At 43.7% G+C, this 20,341-nt stretch carries 25 protein-coding genes; 23 read left to right on the top strand and 2 right to left on the bottom strand.

Annotation, left to right across the window (positions count from 1 at the left end):
- Window positions 1-37: 37 nt before the first annotated feature.
- The 6 genes from CD004_RS14900 to CD004_RS14875 all read left to right on the top strand — a co-directional run bounded on the left by CD004_RS14900 (window position 38) and on the right by CD004_RS14875 (window position 4,402).
- A complete protein-coding gene (locus tag CD004_RS14900; RefSeq protein WP_102263483.1) occupies window positions 38-1,225 on the top strand; it encodes an acetyl-CoA C-acetyltransferase in 1,188 nt (395 codons plus the stop codon).
- Window positions 1,226-1,303: 78 nt separating this feature from the next.
- The gene (locus CD004_RS14895) at window positions 1,304-1,993 is read left to right on the top strand and encodes a CoA transferase subunit A (RefSeq protein ID WP_102263482.1); all 690 of its coding nucleotides are present in this window, start codon (window positions 1,304-1,306) and stop codon (window positions 1,991-1,993) included.
- Window positions 1,994-2,022: 29 nt separating this feature from the next.
- Entirely contained in the window at window positions 2,023-2,691 is a 669-nt protein-coding gene (locus tag CD004_RS14890; protein WP_102263481.1) for a 3-oxoacid CoA-transferase subunit B, read from the top strand.
- Window positions 2,692-2,831: 140 nt separating this feature from the next.
- On the top strand, window positions 2,832-3,083 hold the full coding sequence (locus CD004_RS14885) for a YqkE family protein (RefSeq protein WP_102263480.1): 252 nt from the start codon (window positions 2,832-2,834) through the stop codon (window positions 3,081-3,083).
- Window positions 3,080-3,607, top strand: coding sequence for a GrpB family protein (locus tag CD004_RS14880; RefSeq protein ID WP_102263479.1), 528 nt, complete (start codon window positions 3,080-3,082; stop codon window positions 3,605-3,607). Before CD004_RS14885 ends, CD004_RS14880 begins: the two co-directional genes overlap by 4 nt.
- Before the next feature lie 60 nt (window positions 3,608-3,667).
- Window positions 3,668-4,402, top strand: coding sequence for a ZIP family transporter (locus CD004_RS14875; RefSeq protein ID WP_102263478.1), 735 nt, complete (start codon window positions 3,668-3,670; stop codon window positions 4,400-4,402).
- 65 nt (window positions 4,403-4,467) lie between these two features.
- Here the strand turns inward: CD004_RS14875 and CD004_RS14870 are convergent, their stop codons facing one another.
- Both CD004_RS14870 and mciZ read right to left on the bottom strand, forming a co-directional pair.
- Window positions 4,468-5,379, bottom strand: coding sequence for an aldo/keto reductase (locus CD004_RS14870; RefSeq protein WP_102263477.1), 912 nt, complete (start codon window positions 5,377-5,379; stop codon window positions 4,468-4,470).
- Between the two features lie 57 nt (window positions 5,380-5,436).
- Window positions 5,437-5,583 carry a Z-ring formation inhibitor MciZ gene (gene mciZ, locus CD004_RS14865; protein WP_102263476.1) on the bottom strand — a complete coding sequence of 49 codons (147 nt, stop codon included), beginning with the start codon at window positions 5,581-5,583 and terminating at the stop codon, window positions 5,437-5,439.
- Between the two features lie 75 nt (window positions 5,584-5,658).
- Between mciZ and CD004_RS14860 the strand changes: the two genes are divergently transcribed.
- The 17 genes from CD004_RS14860 (at window position 5,659) to CD004_RS14775 (ending at window position 20,307) form a co-directional block, all read left to right on the top strand.
- The gene (locus CD004_RS14860; RefSeq protein ID WP_102263475.1) at window positions 5,659-6,210 is read left to right on the top strand and encodes an NUDIX hydrolase; all 552 of its coding nucleotides are present in this window, start codon (window positions 5,659-5,661) and stop codon (window positions 6,208-6,210) included.
- Window positions 6,211-7,374, top strand: coding sequence for an endonuclease Q family protein (locus CD004_RS14855; protein WP_102263474.1), 1,164 nt, complete (start codon window positions 6,211-6,213; stop codon window positions 7,372-7,374).
- Between the two features lie 299 nt (window positions 7,375-7,673).
- On the top strand, window positions 7,674-8,315 hold the full coding sequence (spoIIM, locus tag CD004_RS14850) for a stage II sporulation protein M (RefSeq protein ID WP_023627454.1): 642 nt from the start codon (window positions 7,674-7,676) through the stop codon (window positions 8,313-8,315).
- 115 nt (window positions 8,316-8,430) lie between these two features.
- Window positions 8,431-8,889 (top strand): ferric iron uptake transcriptional regulator, encoded by a 459-nt coding sequence (fur, locus tag CD004_RS14845; protein ID WP_102263473.1) that lies wholly within the window; start codon window positions 8,431-8,433, stop codon window positions 8,887-8,889.
- Window positions 8,890-9,075: 186 nt separating this feature from the next.
- Window positions 9,076-9,303: a YqzK family protein gene (locus tag CD004_RS14840; RefSeq protein WP_102263472.1), complete on the top strand. Its 228-nt coding sequence runs from the start codon at window positions 9,076-9,078 to the stop codon at window positions 9,301-9,303.
- Window positions 9,304-9,308: 5 nt separating this feature from the next.
- A complete protein-coding gene (gene xerD, locus CD004_RS14835; protein ID WP_102263471.1) occupies window positions 9,309-10,202 on the top strand; it encodes a site-specific tyrosine recombinase XerD in 894 nt (297 codons plus the stop codon).
- 261 nt (window positions 10,203-10,463) lie between these two features.
- On the top strand, window positions 10,464-11,645 hold the full coding sequence (gene deoB / locus CD004_RS14830) for a phosphopentomutase (RefSeq protein ID WP_102263470.1): 1,182 nt from the start codon (window positions 10,464-10,466) through the stop codon (window positions 11,643-11,645).
- Between the two features lie 12 nt (window positions 11,646-11,657).
- Window positions 11,658-12,482: a purine-nucleoside phosphorylase gene (locus CD004_RS14825; RefSeq protein ID WP_102263469.1), complete on the top strand. Its 825-nt coding sequence runs from the start codon at window positions 11,658-11,660 to the stop codon at window positions 12,480-12,482.
- Between the two features lie 41 nt (window positions 12,483-12,523).
- Window positions 12,524-13,828 carry a pyrimidine-nucleoside phosphorylase gene (locus CD004_RS14820; protein WP_102263468.1) on the top strand — a complete coding sequence of 435 codons (1,305 nt, stop codon included), beginning with the start codon at window positions 12,524-12,526 and terminating at the stop codon, window positions 13,826-13,828.
- A 139-nt stretch (window positions 13,829-13,967) separates the two neighbouring features.
- Entirely contained in the window at window positions 13,968-15,140 is a 1,173-nt protein-coding gene (locus CD004_RS14815; protein ID WP_102265124.1) for a D-alanyl-D-alanine carboxypeptidase family protein, read from the top strand.
- Window positions 15,141-15,282: 142 nt separating this feature from the next.
- Window positions 15,283-15,633 (top strand): anti-sigma F factor antagonist, encoded by a 351-nt coding sequence (gene spoIIAA, locus CD004_RS14810; protein WP_102263467.1) that lies wholly within the window; start codon window positions 15,283-15,285, stop codon window positions 15,631-15,633.
- Between the two features lie 3 nt (window positions 15,634-15,636).
- Complete coding sequence (spoIIAB, locus tag CD004_RS14805; RefSeq protein ID WP_041965295.1) at window positions 15,637-16,077, top strand: anti-sigma F factor; 441 nt, start codon at window positions 15,637-15,639, stop codon at window positions 16,075-16,077.
- Window positions 16,078-16,090: 13 nt separating this feature from the next.
- Window positions 16,091-16,849, top strand: coding sequence for an RNA polymerase sporulation sigma factor SigF (gene sigF / locus CD004_RS14800; protein ID WP_041965296.1), 759 nt, complete (start codon window positions 16,091-16,093; stop codon window positions 16,847-16,849).
- Window positions 16,850-17,161: 312 nt separating this feature from the next.
- Window positions 17,162-17,779, top strand: a complete 618-nt coding sequence (locus tag CD004_RS14790; protein WP_102265123.1) for a stage V sporulation protein AA — start codon at window positions 17,162-17,164, stop codon at window positions 17,777-17,779.
- Entirely contained in the window at window positions 17,769-18,191 is a 423-nt protein-coding gene (locus tag CD004_RS14785) for a stage V sporulation protein AB (RefSeq protein ID WP_102263465.1), read from the top strand. Before CD004_RS14790 ends, CD004_RS14785 begins: the two co-directional genes overlap by 11 nt.
- Before the next feature lie 75 nt (window positions 18,192-18,266).
- Window positions 18,267-18,845, top strand: a complete 579-nt coding sequence (locus tag CD004_RS14780) for a stage V sporulation protein SpoVABEA (protein WP_102263464.1) — start codon at window positions 18,267-18,269, stop codon at window positions 18,843-18,845.
- Entirely contained in the window at window positions 18,829-20,307 is a 1,479-nt protein-coding gene (locus CD004_RS14775) for a spore germination protein (protein WP_102263463.1), read from the top strand. The genes CD004_RS14780 and CD004_RS14775 overlap by 17 nt, the downstream gene beginning before the upstream one ends.
- Window positions 20,308-20,341: the final 34 nt, after the last annotated feature.

Here is a 20,341-nt window from a genome sequence, read left to right as displayed (position 1 = left end):
TACTTAAGATGTGAGAACCAGAGAAAGGGTGAGCAGTTTGAGCAAGACTGAAGCAGTAATCGTAGCTGCTGTAAGGACAGCAATTGGCAGCTTTAATGGTAGTTTGAAGAATATTTCCGCACCAGACCTCGGTGCCGCGGTAATTAAAGATGCATTGAAGCAGGCGGGTGTTGAGCCAGGTCAAGTGGATGAAATCATCATGGGCAATGTCCTCCAGGCTGGATTGGGGCAAAACCCTGCAAGACAGGCAGCGATTAAGGCGGGTATTCCTGAAAGCGCTTCCTCTATGACGATCAATAAGGTGTGCGGATCTGGCTTGAAGGCAGTACATCTGGCAGCGCAGGCCATCATAGCGGGTGATGCGGAAGTCGTCGTAGCGGGCGGAATGGAGAATATGAGCCAGGCTCCATATTTATTGAAAAATGCACGTGATGGATTCAAGATGGGTGACCAGAAGCTAGTGGACAGCATGATCTCAGACGGCCTTTGGTGTGCATTCAATGACTACCACATGGGGGTCACGGCTGAAAACCTGTGCTCAAAGTATGAAATTGGCCGGAGCGAGCAGGACGAGTTCTCAGCAGCTAGCCAGGAAAAGGCGGCAAAGGCGATTGAGGAAGGTAAGTTCAAGGATGAGATCGTGCCAATCGAAATTCCGCAGCGAAAAGGTGATCCGGTCATTTTTGATACGGATGAGTATCCGAAAAAAGGGACAACAGCGGAGAAACTTGGCGGCCTTCGTCCAGCATTCAAAAAGGATGGCAGCGTAACGGCGGGGAACGCGTCAGGAATCAATGATGGAGCAGCTGCGTTGGTTGTCATGAGCAGGGCAAAGGCTGAAGAGCTTGGCTTAAAACCACTCGTTGTCATTAAAGGAAATGCCAGTGCGGGTGTTGACCCGAGCATAATGGGTATCGGACCGGTTGACGCAGTTAAGAAAGCATTAAACAAAGCGGGCATGACGATGGAAGATATGGAGCTGATCGAGGCGAATGAAGCATTTGCCGCTCAATCACTGGCTGTCGATCGTGAGCTTAATTTTAACAAGGACATCCTCAATGTGAATGGCGGTGCAATTGCGCTGGGCCATCCAATCGGGGCAAGCGGAGCCAGGATCCTTGTAACACTGATCCATGAAATGAAGCGCCGTAACGCGAAGACCGGCCTTGCTACCCTGTGCATCGGCGGAGGACAGGGTGTTGCGTCAGTTGTGGAACTCGCTTAAACCTATTAATCTTTTAACTTATTTTAAAATCTGGCATCGGCATTTGCCTGTGCTTCCATAGTCAAAGGGGGAAGAACGATGAAAAGAATTTGTACATCCTTTCAAGACGCAGTGGCAGATATCCAAGATGGGGCAACCTTGATGGTTGGCGGCTTTGGCCTCTGCGGGATCCCGGAAAATGCCATCCTGGCACTTGTTGAAAAAGGGGTAAAAGACCTGACAGTCATTTCAAACAACTGTGGTGTCGACGATTGGGGACTTGGGCTGCTGCTAAAGAACAAGCAGATCAAGAAAATGGTAGGTTCCTATGTTGGGGAAAATAAAGAGTTCGAAAGACAGGTATTATCCGGTGAAATCGAAGTCGAATTGATTCCACAAGGAACCCTGGCTGAAAAAATCAGGGCAGGCGGTGCAGGAATTCCGGCTTTCTACACGCCGGCAGGAGTGGGGACACCAATTGCGGAAGGAAAAGAAACCCGCATGTTCAATGGCAAAGAGTATCTCCTTGAAGAGTCGCTGACTGCGGATTTTAGCATCGTCCGTGCCTGGAAGGGCGATAAAATGGGGAACCTTGTCTATCATAAAACAGCAAGGAACTTCAATCCGATGATTGCAGCGGCCGGCAGGGTCACGATTGCCGAAGTCGAGAATTTATATGAAGTAGGAGAATTAGATCCGAACAGTATCCATACTCCAAGCATTTATGTCCAGACACTGATTGAGGGCAATCAGGAGAAACGGATTGAAAGGCTGACAGTGAGAAGTTAACTCTGGCTGATCATGAAAGGAGAAGGCATATGATTAAAAACAAAGGGAATGTCCGGGAGAAAATCGCGCGCCGGGCTGAAAAAGAAATCGAAAACGGTTTTTACGTAAACCTTGGCATCGGGATGCCGACATTGGTTGCAAATTTCATTTCCGACGACAAGCAGGTTGTCCTTCAGTCGGAAAACGGCTTGCTTGGGATTGGACCTTATCCAGCCGAGGACAGCGTCGATCCAGATTTGATCAACGCAGGCAAAGAAACGGTTACGGCGATTTCAGGTGCTGCGTATTTTGATTCTGCTGAGTCTTTCGCAATGATTCGCGGAGGACACATCAATATCGCCATCCTTGGCGGAATGGAAGTCTCGGAAGCTGGCGATCTTGCTAACTGGATGATTCCAGGAAAGATGATCAAAGGCATGGGCGGTGCTATGGACCTTGTCCACGGAGCACAAAAAATCATCGTCATAATGGAGCATGTTAACAAGAGCGGTGATGCGAAAATCCTTAAGGAATGCAGCCTGCCATTGACAGGCAAAGGTGTTGTCAACCGCATCATCACAGATATGGCAGTCATTGACGTAACACCTTTCGGGCTGAAGCTTGTAGAAGTAGCTTCAGGTTACACAGTCGACGATGTCATCAAATCAACAGAACCTGAACTCCAGGTAGACGACTCAGTTGTATTAGACGCATATTGATCAATCGGGAACGCCTGTAAAAGGGCGTTCCTTCTTCTTTAACACTGTTACATATTTTACTTGATAGTTTTCATGATATAATCTTAAAAAAATAGGCTAAGCTAGTCTGTTTAGCTGAACAAAAAGATGAGGGATCAACAATGAAAAAGAAACAAAAACGCCAGCAGCAACAAGTAAAGAAAGAGGAAAAGCCAGCAACACTGGGCGATCTCCTGAACCAGGATATCATGCAAAAGTTAAAAGATCAGCAGCAACAATTAAAGGAAGAGGAAGAACAGAAAAAGCAGGCTGAATTGGAGCGCAAGAAGGAAGAGAAGCGTTTAAGGGAGAAGAACAAATCGTTTGAAGAATTGCTCTCCGAAAGCGACATGGATTGGAAGAAATTCAAATGACCCGAAGAAGAGTGGAAGTAGTTCCATATAACCCAGAGTGGAAAACGCTATTTGAAAATGAAAAACAGCTTTTGGAGTCTATCTTTAAACCGGCAGAGGTAGAAATCCACCATATCGGCAGTACATCTGTCCCGGGACTTAGTGCCAAGCCGATCATAGACATCATGTTAGCAGCGGACAGTCTTGTGCAAGTTGAAAAAGCAACACCTGCCATAGAAGCTGCTGGCTACGAGGCGAAGGGTGAGAATGGCATCCCGGGGCGGCGCTATTTTCAAAAACATGACGAAAATGGGATACGAAAAGTTCATTTGCACTCTTTTGAAAAAGGCAGCCATCAATTGTACAGGCATCTTGTATTCCGTAATTACTTAAGGTCTCACCCTCATGATGCCAGTAAATACTCTGAGGTAAAAGAAAAAGCTGCGCTAAAATATGAATTTGACATCGATTCCTACATAGCTGAAAAATCCCCGATTGTGAAAGAGATTGAGCAAAAAGCGATGCAATGGAGGCCGGTCAAATAACAAATGTTTTGCTGCCTGTGCTAAAGGGCAATTAGGTAAAAAAAGCAAAGGAGCAAAGCATTGTTACTTATTACTTTCATATTCGCGGCCGGATTCGTTTTAATTCATTTATTTTCAAGATATTTACCTTTCCTCGACAACGTACCTCGAAGCAGACTGCTTTCAGCTGCAGGGGGCATTTCTGTAGCATATGTATTCATTCACTTGCTGCCTGAGTTGAACAAACATAACGAGGTCCTTGACAGGAATATACAATCTGATGCCCTGAAGTTCTTTGAAAACCATACATATATAGTAGCGATGATTGGGTTGGCCATATTTTATGGACTGGAACGTATGGTGAAAACCTCAAAGAAAAAACAGCAAGAGAAAAATAACCTTGACAGGGCTTCTAAGGGCGTATTTTGGATTCATATCACTTCATTTTTCCTTTATAACAGTTTGATAGGATATTTGCTGCTTCATGGAGAACAGGAAACGTTATCGGGGCTGGTGTTTTATTTTATAGCGCTGGCCGTCCATTTCATCACCAGCGACCATGCGCTTAGGGAGGCGCACAAGGAAATATATGATCGAGTAGGAAGGTGGCTTCTTGCTGCCGCCATATTGGCAGGCTGGGTAATCGGCATCACCTGGAAAGTGAATGAAAACATTATTGCCTTGCTTTTTGCTATGCTCGCAGGCGGTGTCATCTTAAATGTAATGAAAGAGGAGCTCCCGGAAGAAAGGGAGAGTAACTTTTGGGCGTTTGCCGCTGGACTGGCAGGCTATACACTCTTGCTAATGCTGGCATAAATACTAAATTAATCATACCGAAGAAAAAGAGGAACACTTTCGCAATGAAAGTGTTCCTTTTTTTCTTACCTGTGCTGGTCATATCTATTTGCTTTCGTAATCGACTTAATTAAATCGATTTCCTCAGGAGTCAGGGAATCGGAATTCGCTGCCCTGGCATTTTCCTTGATCTGTTCAGCCGTGCTTGCTCCAGCGACAACAGAAGCTACTGCAGGGTGTGCTAAATTATACTGGATGGCGACTTCTGCAAGGGATCTGGATGAAGCGAGCTTTTCTTTTAATAACGGAAGGACCTCTGCCAATTCCTCATAGCTGTAATCAAGATACCCTTTAGAAGATGCTTTCTCGAGCATTCTGTCACTAAGCATACCTTTCGCTACCGTGCCTCTCGTTACCACACTAATATTGTTATCATGAAGAAGCGGAAGCGCTTCTTCTTCAGGACGGCGGTCTAGCATGCTGAGCTGCATCATGACAGATACAATATTGGATTTTTGAGCATATTCACGAATGACATTCGGCCTTATGGAGGAAATGCCGTAGTACTTGATAAAGCCCTCCGTTTTTAGCTCTTCAAATGCCTCGATTGTTTCTTCAATATTGTCGTCTATTGTTCCGCCGTGAAGCTGGTAAAGGTCGATATAATCAGTGTTCAGTCTTTTTAAGCTTTGCTTAACAGCCTCTTTGATGTACGCTTTCGAAGGGTCCCAGGTCCAGCTGTCCTTTGAATTGGTCCATCGGTTGCCAGCTTTCGTAGCGATCACGACCTGCTCCCTGACAGTACGAAGTGCATTTCCAACGATTTTTTCATTCTCCCCGAAATCATATAAATCGGCGGTGTCAAAATAATTGATGCCTTCTTCAAGGGCAGCCTCAATCACTGTCTGTGCCTTTGGAAGATCGGTTCCCAGCGACATGCAGCCAAGGCCGATTTCACTGACAAACAAATCGGATGTACCCAGTTTCCGTTTTTTCATAAAATCACTCCGTTCCAATATGATTCCATCTTAACGGAATAAAAGGAGTGCATTCAACTATTCTGGACGGCGTGGAGGCTGATTGACTGTTTCTACCCAATCTTTTACAAGCACATGCTTTTTGCCATACTCTTTTAATAAGCGCTTGATTTCCCATGCCTTGCCAGCAAGAGTGATCCCCTGGCTATGGACGTAAATTTTCATCAGCATACTCCTTTCGGATAAGTATGGTAAAATGTATGAGCATTTGATATCGGATTAGAACAGGAGTGGACATGTATGAAATCTCTTGAAGAAAAAACACTCAAAACGGAGCAGATTTTTACAGGAAAGGTCATTAGCCTGCAAGTAGACGATGTAGAATTGCCGAATGGAAAAACGTCAAAAAGGGAGATCGTCAAGCATCCTGGTGCAGTCGCGGTCATTCCAGTCACAGATGATAATAAAATCATCATGGTTGAACAATATAGAAAGGCTTTGGAAAGGACGATTATCGAGATTCCAGCAGGCAAGCTTGAGGCAGGAGAGAAGCCGGAAATTTGTGCTGCCCGTGAACTTGAGGAAGAGACAGGCTATGAATGCGCGAATATGGAATGGCTTATTTCCTTCTATACATCCCCAGGGTTCGCAGATGAAATCATCCATGTTTATAAAGCTACAGGGCTTTCTAAAAAAGCTAATCCAGCAGCAGTGGATGAGGATGAATTTGTCAATTTAATGGAGATAACCCTTGAAGAAGCGATCCAACTTGTTAAAGAACAAAAGATTTTCGACGCAAAAACAGCATATGCAGTACAGCATCTGCAATTGCAGGAGGCATTAGATAATTAAATGCATGAATACTTCGTTGATCTGCACATTCATATTGGCAGGACGAAATCAGGTCGAGCTGTAAAAATCACCGGAGCAAAATCACTGACATTCAGCAATATCATTCGCCACGCAAGGGACTATAAAGGGTTGAATATGATAGGGATTATTGACAGCCATTCACCTGAAGTTCTTGATGAAATGGAAGATTTGCTTGATGCGGGTCAGTTGGCGGAGCATCCTGAAGGTGGTTTGAATTATGGCCGGATGAGTGTCATCCTTGGTTCAGAGCTTGAGATAAATGATGAAAGCACCCAGGGTCCCATCCATGTGCTATGCTATCTTCCTAGTTTGCAAACGATGAGGACTTTTTCAAGCTGGCTAGCGAACCACTTGAAAAATATTCATCTAAGCTCCCAGAGAGTCTATGTTTCTGGCCGTGTTTTGCAAAAGAAGGTTAAGGAACTTGGAGGTATATTCATTCCTGCTCATGTATTTACACCCTTCAAAAGCTTATACGGAAAAGGAGTCAAAGATTCTCTTTCAGAGGTTTTTGATGCAGCCCTGATTGATGGCATTGAATTAGGCTTAAGTTCGGATACGAATATGGCAGACCAGCTAGCTGAGCTTCACCGTTATCCATTTGTAACGAATTCCGACGCCCACTCTCTTGCGAAAATTGCAAGAGAATACCAGAAAATTGAAATGGCTGAGCCATCTTTTCGTGAGCTGGAACTTGCGTTAAACCAAATGGAAGGCCGGGGTATCAAAGCGAATTATGGTCTGGATCCGCAGCTTGGAAAGTATCACCGTACAGTCTGTGCAGAATGCCTGGCATTCAATCCAGCATATGATCAAGCGTGCTCTGAATGCGGATCTGTCAAAAAGGTAAAAGGTGTCGCCGACAGAATACAGGAATTGAAGACTTCAGATGGAAATCAATATGGAAGGCCGTCCTATATCCACCAGGTGCCGCTCGAATTCATTCCGGGCCTTGGACCGAAAATGCTAGAAAAGCTTATGGACCATTTCGGTACAGAAATGGCCGTCCTTCATTCAGTGCCTCTTGATTCTTTGAAACAGGTTATTCCGGAAAAGACAGCCATAATTATAGATAGAGCAAGAAGAGGCCAACTCGCTTTTCACGCAGGCGGGGGCGGCAAATACGGTAAAATATCAGATTAAGTAAATCCGGTCCATTCGATCGGATTTTTGTTTTATAAGGAAATTATAGAATTATTTAAGTGTGGATAACTACATGTAGTTTTCTTAATCCAGCTCCAGCGCCTAGCCCCTCGAGACGTTTCGGTCCTGCCAATGAAGTCAAAGAGCGACTTCACTGGCAGGCCCTCCAACGCTTGTCGGGGCTGAACGAGGCGCTTGCGCTTTTTGTTCTTCTATTATTTTAGAAATAGAAGGTTTGCAGTCATAGACTCTTTGTCCCTGCATATGATGATAGTAACCAATATGCAGGAGGAAGAGAGATGAAGAAACGAAGGTACCAGGACGTCGCAGTAACCCATTTAAGAGAATATTCCTCAATCTATCTTTTTGTCATTGTCCTGTTTTTGATGGGGGTCATCTTTGGGGCGGTAATCGTGAACAGCCTCAGCTTCACTCAAAAAGAGGATTTATTCTATTATTTATCGCAATTTTTTGGGCAGGCTGCCTCAGGAAAAGTAGCAGACGGAAAGGATTTGTTTTTGCAGAGCTTTTTACACAATGGTAAATTCATCGGGCTTATCTGGATTCTCGGAGTTTCCATCATAGGACTTCCCGTCATATTGATCCTGCTATTCATGAAGGGAATGGTTGTTGGCTTCACGGTAGGCTTTCTTGTCAATCAAATGCAATGGGACGGGTTTTTACTATCCTTTGTTTCCATCCTGCCGCAAAACTTCATCATTATACCGGTCTTCATTATTACTGCAGCAATGGCGGTGACTTTTTCACTGAAAATGATCCGGAATCAATTCATGAAGAAAATCAACCAGCCAATTATGCCGCAGTTTTTTAGGTATATCTTTTCATTTGTCGCAGCCCTCGTATTCCTGGCTGTGGCGGCAGGGGTAGAGGCATATTTATCACCGGCACTATTGAAAGCGGTCATTAATTCAATTAATTAAAATGATTTTTAATTAATAATAACTATCGTTTCTTATTTGTAATAATTTTATTTTGATTCTCATTCCCCTTCTGGTATAATATAAGAACAGTGGCGGGGGAGTGAGAGTTATCGAAATGGAAAACAGAATTGAGAGAATCAAGAAACAGCTGCATTCGTCCAGCTATAAATTAACGCCGCAGCGTGAAGCTACCGTTCGCGTCTTGCTTGAACATGAAGAAGACCACTTGAGTGCGGAAGATGTTTATTTGCTTGTCAAAGAGAAATCTCCTGAAATCGGTTTGGCAACAGTGTACCGGACACTAGAGCTGCTGACTGAACTGAAAATTGTTGATAAAATCAACTTCGGGGACGGTGTATCTCGTTACGATCTCCGCCAGGAAGGCGCTGCCCATTTCCACCATCATCTCGTCTGCATCGAATGCGGAGCAGTGGATGAAATCCAGGACGACCTTCTTGAAGATGTTGAAGAAATCGTTGAAAGAGACTGGAATTTTAAAATCAAGGACCACCGCCTGACTTTCCATGGTATTTGCCACAGATGCCAGGAAAAAGAACCGGCTGAAACTGAATGATCCCAAGACCCTTTTTCCAATGGAGAAAGGGTTTTTTATATTTCTATTAAAATTGCACCTGGATCAGGTATAATTCTTGTCCAAATTGGCATACAGATTAGTAATTAAGTAAAGTCGAATAGAACATGAGACGACTTTGATAAAGAAGAGCTCATAGTTCTATGTGTCGAGTTGGAGGCAAGAAAAATGAAATCTTGGTTCGGTTTGGTCATGCACACCATAAAGGTGTTTATATTATTCACTGGATGCACAATCTTATTTTATTATGGTATCATGTGGATTAACGAAGAGTATGAAAGCTATCATCGATATGACGCACCAGAGGGAGCAGCCATAAAGGTGTCAGGTACTTTTGACGAAGAAAAAGGAAGTATGCTTGAAAGGCTGATACTGTTTTATCTGAATGGGGAGTAATAAACATGGAAGATAGGCTCGACGACTTTATCCACTTTTTAATTGTTGAAAAGGGACTTTCAAAGAACACAATTGTGTCTTATAAACGAGATTTGAATAGCTATATCACATATCTGAAGAATGTTGAACAGCTTGGAGACTTTAATGGCGTGCAGCGTCCGCAGATTGTTCATTTTCTGGGTCATTTAAAAGACACAGGCAAATCATCAAAAACATTGGCAAGACATATTGCCTCGATCAGGGCTTTTCATCATTTCCTGCTGCGGGAAAAGGCAGTTGACCATGATCCAACTGTGCACATCGAGAGTCCACAGCATGAACGATCCTTGCCAAAGGTATTGAGCATGGAAGAGGTCGAGACACTTCTCGACAGCCCGAAGCTGACAGACCATTTTGGCTATCGTGATAAGGCGATGCTGGAAATGATGTATGCTACTGGTATCCGTGTGAGTGAGCTGATTGGACTAAGGCTATCTGATGTCCATCTGACAATGGGGTTTGTCCGCTGCATGGGAAAAGGGAGCAAAGAAAGGATCATCCCGATTGGCAAGACAGCTTCTGACGCAATCGAGCAATACCTGGAAAAGGGCAGGCCAAAGCTGGTATCAAAAAAACATAAGGATGACTCTTTATTTTTGAATCACCATGGGAAAGGTCTATCACGACAGGGCTTTTGGAAGATTCTTAAGCGCCTTGCGACAGAAGCAGGTATTGAGAAAGAATTGACTCCTCACACAATGCGCCATTCATTTGCCACCCATCTGCTTGAAAATGGGGCCGACCTTCGAGCTGTGCAAGAAATGCTCGGCCATGCGGACATCTCGACGACCCAAATTTATACGCATGTGACAAAGACGAGGTTAAAGGACGTCTATACAAAGTTCCATCCTCGGGCATAACAGCAGACAATATTGCTATTTGCGCTTAGGCCGTACAAGGCTTCATGTCTGCCCAATTGTTTACAAGTTTCATAGAATTGTCATAAAAGGCCGGCTAAAAGTCGGCTTTTTTTCTTGTGTTTTTAATTTTATTTAGTACAATGGAGATGTCAGACTTCTGACAAATGAAAACGCAAGCATTCGATTAACTGAAATAAAAAAGGGTATCATAAAATTGTGAAAAAGTTAGTAACGCATTCACACTTTTAAGGAGGATAAGGAATGTCGAATACATATAAACGAGTATTTTTAATCGTCATGGATTCAGTCGGGATCGGAGAAGCACCAGACGCCGAAAAGTTTGGTGATAAAGGTTCCCATACACTGGGGCATATCGGAGAAAGAATGAATGGTTTGAGTATGCCTAATATGGGCAAACTCGGCCTTAGCAATATCGAGGAAATCAAAGGAATCGCACCTGCTGAAAAGCCGCTGGCCTTCTATACAAAAATGGAAGAAGCATCTAACGGCAAAGATACCATGACAGGTCACTGGGAGATCATGGGCTTGAATATCCAGACACCATTCCAGGTATTCCCTGATGGTTTTCCGGATGAGTTAATTTCTGAACTCGAATCAAGGACCGGCAGGAAGGTTATCGGCAACAAGCCGGCAAGCGGCACTGAAATCCTTGTAGAACTTGGCGAAGAGCATATGAAGACAGGCGCGTTGATTGTCTATACATCTGCAGATTCGGTTCTGCAAATCGCTGCTCATGAAGAAATTATTCCGATAGAAGAGCTTTATGATATTTGTAAAATTGCCAGGGAATTGACACTTGATGATAAATACATGGTCGGAAGAGTCATCGCAAGACCTTTTCTCGGTGAACCAGGGGACTTCAAACGTACATCCAACCGCCATGACTATGCGCTGAAACCATTTGGCAGAACAGTTATGAATGAAATGAAGGACTCAGGCCTTGATGTACTGGCTATCGGAAAAATTTCAGATATCTATGACGGCGAAGGTATAACTGATTCTCTTCGAACAGTGTCAAATATGGATGGAATGGATAAATTGCTCCAAACTTTGGATCAGGATTTTACAGGATTAAGCTTCCTGAACCTTGTTGATTTTGATGCTTTATTCGGACATCGCCGCGATCCGGAAGGCTATGGTAAGGCACTTGAAGAATATGATGCCCGTCTTCCTGAGGTATTCGAGAAATTGAAAGAAGATGATCTGCTCATCATTACGGCTGACCACGGAAATGACCCGGTTCATCACGGAACAGACCATACACGTGAATACGTGCCGCTCCTCGTTTACTCAAAGAGAATGAATGAAGGAAAAGAGCTGCCTGTCCGTAAAACATTTGCTGACATTGGTGCTACTGTTGCGGAAAACTTTAATGTGAAAATGCCTGAACACGGAACAAGTTTCCTGAAGGAATTGAAATAAGGAGAGGATTTTATGGATTACAATCAAATTCAAAATGCAGCATCTTTTATTAATGACAAGCTTAAGCAGCAGCCGAAAATCGGATTGATTCTAGGATCTGGGCTTGGTGTTCTTGCTGAAGATATCGAAAACCCGGTTAAGATTCCTTACAACGAAATACCAGGATTCCCGGTTTCCACTGTAGAAGGCCACGCTGGACAGCTAGTTTGCGGACAGCTTAGCGGTGTGGAAGTAATCGCGATGCAAGGGCGTTTCCATTATTACGAAGGCTATAGCATGGATAAGGTTACTTTCCCTGTGCGTGTCATGAAAGAACTTGGAATTGAAAAACTGATCGTTACAAACGCAGCTGGTGGTGTGAACGAAAGCTTTGAACCAGGCGACTTGATGATCATCACAGACCATATCAACAATATGGGAACAAATCCGCTTATTGGGCCAAACGATTCACGTTTTGGCGTGCGTTTCCCGGATATGAGCGAAGCATATTCAAAGAATTTAAGAGGAATTGCGAAAGAGGTTGCTGAAAAGAACAAACTCATAATCAAAGAGGGAGTATATGTCGGAAACCCGGGACCAGTTTATGAAACACCAGCTGAAGTAAGAATGATCCGTACAATGGGCGGCGATGCTGTCGGGATGTCCACAGTGCCGGAAGTAACGGTTGCAAGACATTCAGGTTTGGAAGTTCTGGGTATTTCCTGTATTTCTAATATGGCAGCTGGAATTCTCGATCAGCCATTAAGCCATGATGAAGTAATTGAAACGACTGAAAAAGTTAAATCAAGCTTCCTATTACTTGTAAATGAAATTGTTAAAAGTTTAGGGGAAAAATAATCCATAGCTTACCGGCTAAATAATGATAAGTGGTGATAATGATGAGAATGGTTGACGTTATAGAAAAAAAGCGTGACGGACATGAATTATCAACTGAAGAAATCCAATTTTTTGTTGATGGGTATACAGATGGCTCGATTCCTGATTATCAGGTAAGTGCGCTGACAATGGCGATTTTCTTCCAGGGAATGACGGAAAAAGAACGTGCTGACCTTACGATGGCGATGGTGAAGTCTGGTGACCAAATCGACCTTTCTGCCATTGAAGGAGTAAAAGTCGACAAGCACTCTACAGGTGGTGTAGGCGATACAACAACCCTTGTTTTAGGACCATTAGTTGCTGCTGTAGGTGTCCCAGTTGCAAAAATGTCAGGGCGCGGCCTTGGTCATACGGGCGGAACAATCGACAAGCTGGAATCCGTTGAAGGCTTCCATGTCGAAATCGACAATGACGAATTCATCAATCTCGTAAATAAAAATAAAATTGCGGTTATCGGCCAAAGCGGTAACCTGACTCCGGCTGATAAAAAGCTCTATTCATTGCGTGATGTAACCGCAACTGTTGACAGTATCCCTCTAATCGCCAGCTCAATTATGAGCAAGAAGATTGCTGCAGGTGCTGACGCGATTGTCCTGGACGTTAAAACAGGTGCAGGTGCATTCATGAAGACGCTCGATGATTCCCGTGAACTGGCAAAGGCAATGGTGCGGATCGGAAACAATGTCGGCCGCAGGACAATGGCTGTTATTTCAGACATGAGCCAGCCGTTGGGATATGCAATCGGTAATGCTTTAGAGGTTAAGGAAGCAATCGATACATTGAAGGGTGAAGGTCCAGAAGACCTGACAGAACTTTGCTTGACGCTCGGAAGTCACATGGTGTTCCTGGCTGGAAAAGCTGAGTCCCTTGGAGAAGCACGCAGCAAATTAGAAGAAGTGATCAATAACGGATCGGCTCTTGAAACATTCAAGGTATTCCTGGCATCTCAGGGTGGCGATGCCTCTGTTGTTGATGATCCAAGCAGGCTTCCTCAGGCAAAATACACCTACGAACTTGAAGCAAAAGAAGCAGGCTATGTTGCAGAAATCGTTGCTGACGAAGTGGGTACTGCCGCAATGCTTCTTGGTGCAGGAAGAGCGACAAAAGAATCGGAAATCGATTTGGCGGTTGGTTTGGTATTGAGGAAGAAAATCGGCGACAAAGTCGAAAAAGGCGACTCCCTTTTAACCATTTACAGCAACTTCGAGGATGTAAATGAAGTGAAAGAAATGCTGTATGAAAATATTAAGGTCTCAAGCGAACATGTTGATGCACCAATTTTGGTACATGAAGAAATTACAGAATAAACAAAGTAGAAAAAGCGAAGAGGGTGACTCTTCGCTTTTTTGTGTGCAAAAATATCGGTTTTATATACCTTGTTTGTATAAAAATGGATTCGTTGGAAAAAATAGACCCTATAAAGATAGGAGGGTTATGGCCATGAATCTGAAAAAGTTAACGAGTTTACTGCTTGTTTTTATGATGGGCGCTTCAATTTTCTCCCCAAAAGGATATGCGAATGAAGGAGATTCTGGACTCGCCGATGATGCCAGTTCAGCTATTTTGATTGAACGTGACACAGGTCAGGTTCTATTTGATAAAAACAGTCATGAAAAGCTGCCGCCAGCCAGCATGACTAAAATCATGACGATGCTTTTGATCATGGAAGCGCTCGATGAGGGAAGGCTGAAAATGGATGAAAAGGTCCGGGCCAGTGAATATGCCGCTTCTATGGGAGGATCTCAAATCTTCCTTGAGCCAGGAGAAGAAATGACAGTTGAGCAATTGTTGAAAGGAATCGCAATCGGCTCTGGAAATGATGCTTCAGTTGCTATGGCTGAACGTATTGGCGGCTCAGAAGAAGCATTCGTCAAAATGATGAATGAGAAAGTAAAGGAACTCGGCCTGAAGAATACAGAATTCAAGAATACAACCGGATTGCCTGTCGATGGGCATTATAGCTCGGCATATGATATGGCCATGATGGCAAAAGATTTGTTGAAATACGAAAAAATAACCAAATTCACTGGAACATATGAAGATTATCTCCGTGAAGATTCTGATAAGAAATTCTGGCTAGTCAATACGAATAAGCTCGTTCGTTTTTACCCTGGAGTGGATGGACTGAAAACAGGTTTTACGAATGAAGCGAAATATTGCCTTACTGCTACTGCAGAAAAGGATGGCATGCGTGCGATCGCTGTTGTGTTTGGAGCACCTACCTCCAAGGCCAGGAATGCACAGGTAACGAAGATGCTGGACTATGCTTTCAGTCAATACCAAACACATCCTATGTTCAAAAAAGGTCATCCACTAGGAAAGGCAGCGATCAGCAAAGGTGACAAAAAGACAATAAATGCCGTTACCTCTGAAAGTGTTTCCCTCCTAACTAAAAAAGGAGCAGACATAAAGGACGTAAAACAGAAAATCTCTTTGAATAAAAGTCTTAAAGCGCCGGTCGAAAAAGGAGACCGAGTTGGCACTTTGAAGCTGGTAAAAGACGGCAAGACCCTTGCGGAAACGCCTCTTGTTGCAGATGCAAAGGTGGAAAAAGCGAGCTGGTGGATCTTATATAAACGCTCATTCGGGATGTTTACGAGGGCTGGAAACCAGCAATAATGAAAATTTCCTTATTGGATTGTCGAAAACACTGCCATTCCATCTAGTTTTAGCGAATAGACACTAGTTTTGTTCTTTAGAAGGATTTGGCTGAATCAATGGAGAATTTGACTCACTATACCAGATAAGGAGGCTTTGGATAGTGAGTCTTAACATTGATATTGAAGTGAAGCATGACGTCTTATTGATTCGAGTTAGTGGTGAATTAGATCACCATACTGCAGACCAGCTTCGCGAGCAGGCAACAAAAGCCCTTGAAAACGAAGAAGTCCGCCACATTGTCTTGAACCTCGAACATCTCACCTTTATGGATAGTTCGGGTCTGGGAGTAGTTTTAGGAAGGTATAAACAAATCAAGCAACACCATGGAGAGATGGTAGTTTGCGCAATTTCTCCGCCAATCAAGAGGTTATTTGACATGTCGGGTTTATTCAAGATTATCCGTCTTGAACCGTCAGAAGAATATGCATTAGAGAGATTGGGGGTTGCTTGATACATGAAGAATGAAATGAATCTTCATTTTAGCGCGTTAAGCCAAAATGAATCTTTTGCCCGCGTGACGGTCGCTGCATTCATTGCACAGCTGGACCCAACGATGGATGAACTGACTGAAATAAAGACGGTTGTATCAGAAGCGGTAACCAATGCTATCATTCACGGTTACGAAAGTAATCCAGATGGAAAAGTGTTTATTTCTGTGATGATTCAGGATGGAACGGTGGAAATGCTGATTAAAGACGAAGGAATAGGGATTCCAGATATCGATGAAGCCATGCAGCCACTTTATACATCCAAGCCTGAACTTGAAAGGTCCGGCATGGGTTTTACGATTATGGAAAATTTCATGGACGAAGTACAAGTGAGATCAGAGCCCGGCTTTGGGACAGAGATTCGTTTGAAAAAGCACCTGTCTAAGAGCAAAGCGCTGTGCAATTAAGGGAGTTCTGCCTATGGATGTGGAGGTAAAAAAGGATAATAGCCAAACGTATCTTAAGGACCATGAAGTCAAAGAACTGATTTTGAGAAGCCAGCAAGGGGACCAGGCCGCAAGGGACCTAATCGTCCAGAAAAACATGCGACTTGTATGGTCTGTCGTCCAGCGCTTCCTCAACAGGGGATATGAGCCTGACGACCTATTCCAGATTGGCAGCATCGGCCTCTTGAAGTCAGTTGATAAATTTGACCTCTCGTATGACGTGAAGTTTTCGACGTATGCCGTTCCAATGATCATTGGTGAAATTCAGCGTTTCATCAGGGATGACGGTACCGTGAAAGTAAGCAGGTCACTAAAAGAAACTGGCAATAAAATCAGGAAAGCGAAGGATGAGCTTTCCAAAACATTGGGCAGGGTCCCAACTGTCAATGAAATAGCCGAGTTTCTGGAAATTTCGCCTGAAGATGTGATCATGGCACAGGAAGCAAGCCGCAGTCCTGCATCCATCCATGAAACGGTGTACGAAAACGACGGCGACCCAATTACTCTTCTTGATCAAATTGACAACGGGGAAGAAGGCCGCTGGTTCGATAAAATTGCGTTAAAAGAGGCTATAAACGAACTGGACGAACGGGAAAGACTGATCGTGTATTTGAGATATTATAAGGATCAAACCCAATCCGAGGTCGCAGTCCGACTGGGAATCTCCCAGGTCCAGGTCTCACGCCTCGAAAAGAAAATACTGCAGCAAATGAAAGGCCGTATGGATCTATGAATCCATATGGCTTTTTTTATGGAAAGATAATCAATATTGAGAGTTCTGCATTGCCCGAAAATTGTTCGGAAAGGAAGAAAGGGGAAAAGCAGAAGCCCTGCCATTGCCCGAAAATCGTCCGGAAAGGAAAAAAGGGTGAAAGCAGGAGCTGTGCATTGCCCAAAAATCGTCCGGAAAAGGAAAAAGGGTAAAAGCAGAAGCTGTGCATTGCATAATAAAGCTGTCATCTTAACCAATTATTGGACTTCATGAAAAAACTGTAGGAATCCATACTAATTATACGAGGAAAACAATGTGTTGGAAGTGAATCTGATGGAAAAAACGATTTATATCCGCATGAGAAATCGCGTCCAGGTCAAGCCTGAGGAATCACTTTTGTTAAAGGATATAGCGCAGATCATTGCCAGTGAGGATATTTATGAAGAATTGGCAGCACTTCAGGTCCTTAAAGTTACGCCTAAGGATCATATCCACATTGTTGATGTCATGAAGGTCATTGAATTTATCACCGGGATATATCGGGATCATGAGGTTCAGGCTGTTGGGCCGCCGCAAACGATTATCGAGGTGATTTACAAGAAAAAAGGTATGTCGATTCCATTTTTTATTCTCGTCTGGTTCCTGTTGTTTTTCGGTGCAGCTTTGACCATTATGAATTTCCATGAGGATGTCAGTATGCAAACGGTCCATGAGCGTCTTTACTACATTATGACAGGAGAAGAAGTTGAGAAGCCGCTGTTATTCCAAATTCCTTATTCAATCGGAATAGGGGTTGGCATGATTTTATTTTTTAACCATGTATTTAAAAAGAGATTAAATGAAGAGCCCAGTCCTCTTGAAGTTGAAATGTTCAACTACCAGCAATCGCTTGATCAGTATGTAATTTTGCATGAAAACAAGGAAAGCGTGAAGCATATCGATGACGATTAGTATCTTATTCATAATTCTTGTGGGACTGGCGAGTGGGCTTGCGGTAGGGTCAGGATTTGTTGCGTTTTTGTCCGTTCTAGGAGTGATACCCAGACTTACACAGCTCACGAAGACGATGAAATTGATTTCCTGGTATGAATGGTCTGTTGTCCTGGGGGCCTTATTGGGAACTGTCGGCAGCTTAAGGGATCCGCTTCTCAGTTTTTCTCCGCTCGTTACCATTCCGCTTGGATTGGCGGGTGGCATATTTGTGGGTATGCTGGCTGCCGCTTTGACAGAGGTCCTGAATGTACTTCCGATCCTCGCTAAAAGAGTCAGGGTGGATGACAAACTTGAGAACTTGCTTATGGCAATCGTGCTGGGAAAAGTATTCGGATCATTATTTCACTGGATATACTTTGTAGGACGTTAAAAAGCTTTTTAGAATGCTTCAAAATTCCAGCAACCACCTTATTGAAGAAAAGAGCTGCAGAAAGGACGGCAAAGAATGGCCGAAAAAAGGAAGGTAATCTTAATTACAGATGGTGATGATTATGCCCGGCGTGCGGTTGAGAGTGTTGCTGCGGATGTTGGCGGGCGCTGTATCTCTCTTTCACATGGAAATCCTTCTGTCCTTTCGGGTCCACAGCTTGTTAAATTGATCAAGAAAGCAGCCAATGATCCAGTATTGGTCATGTTTGATGATAGTGGTTTTCTTGGAGAAGGAGCAGGCGAGAAAGCGCTGAAATACGTAGCGGAGCATAAGGACATTGAGGTTCTGGGTGCGATAGCCGTTGCGTCGAAAACGCATATGGCGGAATGGAGCCGAGTGGATTTTTGTATAGACCGAGATGGTGAACTCACGCCATATGGTGTTGATAAACATGGGGTGCCAGAGCTTGAGATGGGGAGGATTAATGGAGATACGGTGTACTGTTTGGATACTCTTGATGTCCCCTTAATAATCGGGATAGGAGATATCGGTAAAATGGCAAGGCGTGATCACTATAAGTTAGGTTCGCCGATAACGAAAAAAGCAGTGGAAATCATCCTTGAAAGGAGCGGATTCTATGGCAGAGAAGAATGATAAGCTACCAATCCCGCGATCATTGGACGAAGCTGAAAAGTATATGATAGAACGCGTTGGCCTTGAAGCAAGTTTTGACCTTGGGGTCAGGAAGCTGAAAATACTGAAGAAAAATGTCCATTTTTATTATGTGAATGGGTTGTGCGATACAAGCTTCATCGTACATATCGTTGAAGAACTTGTGGATATAAATGATAATGAAAAACTTTCAACCCATCTGCAGGAGATTGTTGAGAATAGAATTACCCACCAATCCGTCGAGAAGATCAAAACGATGGATGAACTTGTCGATCAGGTTCTTTCTGGACTTATCGTCATATTGGTTGAAGGTGAATCAATCGGACTGGTAGTCGATGTAAGAAGCTACCCCGGAAGACAACCCCAAGAGCCTGATACCGAAAAGGTTGTGCGCGGATCTCGTGATGGCTTTGTAGAAAATATCATTGTCAATACTGCGTTAACCAGAAGACGGATCAGGGATGAAAATCTGCGTTTCGAAATGATGAAGGTAGGGGAAAGGTCAAAATCAGATGTTGCAATTGGATATATAAAAGATATAGCGAATCCGGGATTGATCGAGGTCATCAAAAAGGAACTTAAATCAATCAAAATAGATGGTATTACCATGGCAGATAAGACAATTGAGGAATTCCTTGTAAAACAGGGTTATAATCCTTACCCGCTAGTAAGGTATACGGAACGGGCCGATGTGGCGGCGACCCATCTGCTAGAAGGACATGTCCTAATTTATGTGGATACATCTCCGAGTGTCATCATTACGCCAACGACCTATTTCCATCATCTTCAACATGCTGAAGAGTACAGGCAATCACCTGGAGTCGGCACAATGGTTCGCTGGGTACGATTCCTTGGAGTGCTTGCATCACTATTGCTTTTGCCGTTATGGTATTTATTTGTGCAGAATCCGGACCTGCTTCCAGATAAAATTTCATTCATCGGGCCTAATGAAGATTCCAATATTCCGATTTTCTTGCAAATCATGCTTGCAGATGGAGGCATTGAGTTCTTGAGGATGGCGGCCATCCATACGCCGACACCACTCTCCACAGCAATGGGTTTAATCGCTGCAGTCCTGATCGGGCAAATCGCAATCGATGTAGGGATGTTCGTGCCAGAAGTCATCCTTTATGTAGCTGTGGCGGCAATCGGGACATATGCGACACCAAGTTATGAACTAAGTATTGCAAACAAATTAGGAAGGGTATTCCTGTTGATTTCGACTGCTATATTCCATGTTCCTGGGTTTGTAGCAGGTACCACAGTTTGGCTGCTGCTGCTTGCTAGTATTAAATCCTTGAACACTCCTTACCTATGGCCATTCATTCCATTTCACCCTGTCGCATTTATGCAGATTTTGATCAGGAGGGCTGTGCCAGGATCGAAAATCCGGCCAAGCATCGTCCATGCAAGGAACCGCTACAAACAGCCATCAAAATCCTAATCAAGTTACAATTGCGCGTTCCCTCGAATTATGA

The sequence above is a fragment of the Mesobacillus jeotgali genome, assembly GCF_002874535.1.
GTDB lineage: Bacteria > Bacillota > Bacilli > Bacillales > Cytobacillaceae > Mesobacillus > Mesobacillus jeotgali.
Note: the sequence above shows the minus strand (reverse complement) of the source record. Positions and strands in the feature narration are given on the sequence as shown.